Below are 1,878 nucleotides of genomic sequence, written 5' to 3'. Positions count from 1 at the left end.
AAAAAGGATGCATCTTATGCACATCTTGAAACCTGCCGCTTTGACTGTCGCTCTTGGATTGTCAGCCACTTCTGCCTTCGCTCAGGAGGTCACACTTCGCTTTCAGCACTTTGTGTCGCCCGCCAGCGCAAACCCCACATATTTCATGCAGCCATGGGCTGACACTATCGAGGCCCAGTCAAACGGGCGTATCAAGGTCGAACTGTATCCGTTCATGCAGCTGGGTGGTTCTGCCCCCAGTCAGTTTGACCTGATCCGCGACGGCGCGATTGATGGCGGCTGGGTCATTCCCGGCTATCAGCCAAATCGCTTCCCCGAGGCAGAAGCGATGGAACTGCCGTTTATGACCACTAAATCCGGCGAAGAAGCCAGTGCAGCGGCATGGCAGTTCACCCAAGACTACCTCATGGACGATTTCGCGGATGTACATGTGATAGCGGCCCATATGCATGGCCCCGGGATCGTGCACAAACGCGGCGCGCCTATCGAAACAGTCGAAGATTTTGCTGGTTTGAAATTGCGCGGTCCGTCACGTCCGGCGACGCTGTTGCTCGAAGAACTGGGCGCGACACCTATTGGCATGCCCGTCCCGCAATTCCCCGAAGCCTTATCGCGTGGTGTCGTTGATGGCGGTGTGATCACCTGGGAAATGTCCCCATCACTTAAGCTAGATGAACTGACTGACAGCCATACCGATGTGGCGGGAAATCAGGCGCTTTATAACCTCTATTTCATCTGGGCGATGAACAAGGATGTCTATGAGGGGATGCCTGACGATCTGCGCGCAATCATCGATGCGAACTCCGGTATGATGGCCAGCAAATGGGCCGGCCGCGCGCATGATACCGGTGATGTGGTGGGGCGCGACCTGATGGCTGCCGGTGGCAATACCATTGCAGAACTCTCCGTAGAAGAAACAACCCGGATCATCACCATCGGGACCGAAGTGACCGACGCTTGGATCGCCGAAATGGACGCAAAGGGCTATGACGGCGCCGCGTTGGTTGCAGCGGCACAGGCGGCTGTGACACAAAACAGCGCACCCGCTGAATAAGTGGTGGGTCTGCACAAAATGACAAAGATAAGCTGAGCTAGCAGCCGTGTGGACTCGCGTGGCTGCTTTTTCATGGCTTCTGCGACATCACGGCTAATTGGCATCTGTTCACATCGGTTCCGTACTCTAACAGTGCCGCACTCGTTGCCAACGCAGTTACGCTGGCATGTTGTCACCGTCAGGCGATACACTGAACTTTGAAGAATACGAACGGAACTGCACCATTGGTTCTTTATCCGGATGTCAAAGATTGCAGGATATGACCACGAACGTCGGGCGCTATGATCCTTGCGGGTAGGCTAGCCTCTCAGCAGTTGATGGGCCCTGCGTCCAATTGCTGTCACTTGATCAGCTAATCTTTGAGGACCGGAGACCCATAATAACGCCAAGTGATACTGCAAAAAGAAGCAAAGGAAACGTTCTGGCATACGGCCCGGAAATCATGCTGTACGCCAGAAGGGTTGTCACCACGCAAAACAGTGCTGCAACATAATGGTCATTTGCCTTCCGAAAAAACGCAAATGCCATTGTCCACAGCACGATCCCGAAAATGACAACTACTGTTCCGAGAACGAGGCCAAACCCAAGCCAAAATTCCAATATGATGTTATGCGCACTACCGTGGCTCAAGCCTTCGAGGCTTTTGTGGGGTAAATATCCATACCCGATAAATGGTCGTTCTGATATGTATGAAATAATATTGCGCCATATCTCTGTGCGCCCAGAGCTTGCCGCCGCAATATTCTCCGCCCCAAGAGTTTGGTTAATTCTGGCAAATATGCCGTATGAGCTGCCCGGCAAGTACAAAAGAAGGGATATGGCGG

The 1,878-nt window shown here is 53.3% G+C and carries 2 protein-coding genes; one reads left to right on the top strand and one right to left on the bottom strand.

The annotated features are described in order from the left end of the window. Nucleotides 1-7 precede the first annotated feature (7 nt). Complete coding sequence (locus QZ197_RS13565; protein ID WP_296432655.1) at nucleotides 8-1,054, top strand: TRAP transporter substrate-binding protein; 1,047 nt, start codon at nucleotides 8-10, stop codon at nucleotides 1,052-1,054. Nucleotides 1,055-1,402: 348 nt separating this feature from the next. Here the strand turns inward: QZ197_RS13565 and QZ197_RS13560 are convergent. Beyond that, on the bottom strand, nucleotides 1,403-1,878 hold a 476-nt coding region (locus QZ197_RS13560; protein ID WP_296432639.1), incomplete at its 5' end, for an O-antigen ligase family protein.

Origin of the sequence: Yoonia sp. (genome assembly GCF_017854415.1) — a bacterium.
Taxonomy (GTDB): domain Bacteria; phylum Pseudomonadota; class Alphaproteobacteria; order Rhodobacterales; family Rhodobacteraceae; genus Yoonia.
This window is presented reverse-complemented; position numbering and strand designations above follow the sequence as displayed.